Genomic DNA, 1118 nt, shown 5'->3' with positions numbered 1-1118 from the left:
TGATGCCATTAACAAGGGATGTTACGGCCCTGACTGGCATCAAGGATTCTGAATGCCTGTGCCATGAATGTGAAAGTGCCGACTGAGCACCCAGTTTAATTTGATCCATTACGTGATCCTCCACTCTTTTTTTTAATTTCCATGATCCATTTGCTATAGGATGATTTATCAAATGTCCGCCCCCAATTGCCACTGCACTCTTTCGGGATCATCATAATGCCCGGGTGCAATACGTATATGATTTCTCATCACATGGGCTGGGGCACCAAAGAACTGAACATCACATTCTTCAGAAAATTTCTTCCAATCATCAATATTAATGAGTGCTCCATGAGAGAAGAAGCTGGCTTGAAGGTCTTCGCCGGTAATCTGTGCAGCCAAGTCTGGTTCCGAGAGAAGGAATGTTCTGTGCATGAGTGTAGCGTTAGGATCGTAAAAAATAACCTTCATGCATTCATCCTGTTTCTTCAATCTCAAGGCCATTGCATGGCCAACTGCTTTAACATCTCCTAATGATGTACGAAAATAAAAGTTCTTTTCATCGCCAGCTGACATATTCCAATACTTTTTCACCAGCCCTTCAATGGCCTCAGAAAACTTTCCCTCAAGGAAATAATATCCATCAGCAAAAGAGGAGCTATGAGTCATTGAGCGGTCTACAAATTGATATTGATGAAAGTGTGCACTTTCGTATGGAAAAGGAGCTGTATTTTCAAAGGTTTTCAGTACTTTTTCTGAGTCGTCTATTCTTTTAAACGTTTCTTTCCCCCGACCAAACACCTTTTTGGCATAAGCCCAGGCGAAATGACGGCAGACTATTGCTTCCCCGGGAGCTCTATCGTCAGAATCGGAGCGATGGACTGTCTCATTAAGGTTTTTGGGGAACCAGGCATTATCAGAGTTGTAAATGGGGATTGGAGCAATACTGCCATCGTCCCTGAAAGCCAGTTTAACCTGAAGACTTCGCCCTTTATCATGCAGTTGATTTACCTTGCTGGTAATATAGCGAGTTGATCTCTCACAGGCTAACGGGATGCTGATGTTATAAGCACTTAATGGTTTTTGGAGTGCTTTAGTAAACCATGCATCAGGGTGTTCTTTCATCAGCTTTGTGGTGA

Annotated in this window: 1 protein-coding gene; it reads right to left on the bottom strand. The window is 42.8% G+C overall.

Features of this window, described 5'->3' with window-relative positions; genetic code table 11:
* Nucleotides 1-168: 168 nt before the first annotated feature.
* Nucleotides 169-1118: hypothetical protein (locus tag KDK17_RS05625; protein WP_257287550.1), on the bottom strand; the 950-nt coding region annotated here is incomplete at its 5' end.

Source organism: Endozoicomonas sp. SESOKO2, from assembly GCF_024606245.1.
Classification (GTDB): Bacteria; Pseudomonadota; Gammaproteobacteria; order Pseudomonadales; family Endozoicomonadaceae; genus Endozoicomonas_A.
The sequence above is the reverse complement of the archived record's forward strand: the minus strand, read 5'-3'. Positions and strand labels throughout refer to the sequence as shown.